A 917-nucleotide genomic window follows, 5' to 3' on the forward strand; every position below is an offset into this window, starting at 1 on the left:
ATCATTAATATTCCATTTTTCACTCATTTTTACACACTCCTTTTCTCGAAAGCCCTTAGCAGTATATGCAAACAAGGAAAAAATGTGTATTCGTCTATTTAATATTATATTTTTCATATTTATCAGATATTAAGTTGATGTTAAACAAAGCTTATTTTTACATCGATGAGCATTTATATCCTAAAACAGAAAGGAAAAACTATCGCCGCATGTGGATGGCAGCGATTTTATTATTCCCCTTTGTCTGGACAAGGCGGGAAGAATTCCAAAAAATATCCCAAAAGGAATGGCTATTGTTATTCTTTTCAGGATTATTTCTAGCATTACATTTTGCACTATGGTTCGGATCGTTAAAACTAACTTCTGTCGCAAGTTCAACAATCATTCTTGCTTTGCAGCCTATCGTTTGATTGATTGGTGGCTTTATTTTATACAAGGAACGCACGACGAAGTCTGCATTATTGGCGATGGGAATCGCTGTAATCGGCGCTGTTATCCCGCGGGAGCATGTTCTTTTACGAAAGTAACTAATCAGTACGGATTAGATGTAACAGTAGGGGACATTACCTATGATCATTCGGTAGATTCCCTTGAGAGCAAAGGTTATCATGACTTAGAGCACGCTATGGAAAGCATGAAAAAAGCGAGGTCTAATTATGTATGGGATTATTTTAATGACATTGAAGCTTACGAGCTCAACGATTGAAGGCTTTAAAGGATTGTTCAAGTGTTATGAGAGAACATAATGAACGTTATATCCCGGTTGCATTACCATCTTTACCATTTAAAGATAATCACGATTTATTATTGTCGTCTCACTTCCTATTTATGTATTCTGATAGTTTAGGATTCCAATTTCATTTAAACACAATAGATGAAATGCTAAGGGTAACTAAAGAGGTGATTCGCATTTTCCC

At 35.6% G+C, this 917-nt stretch carries 2 pseudogenes; both read left to right on the forward strand.

What is annotated here, in order from left to right:
• Positions 1-209: 209 nt before the first annotated feature.
• Positions 210-494: pseudogene (locus F1560_RS21100) on the forward strand (EamA family transporter); the annotation flags it as partial.
• 208 nt (positions 495-702) lie between these two features.
• Positions 703-917, forward strand: a pseudogene (locus F1560_RS22330) (SAM-dependent methyltransferase); the annotation flags it as partial.

It is taken from the genome of Oceanobacillus polygoni, from assembly GCF_008304605.1.
GTDB lineage: Bacteria > Bacillota > Bacilli > Bacillales > Amphibacillaceae > Oceanobacillus > Oceanobacillus polygoni.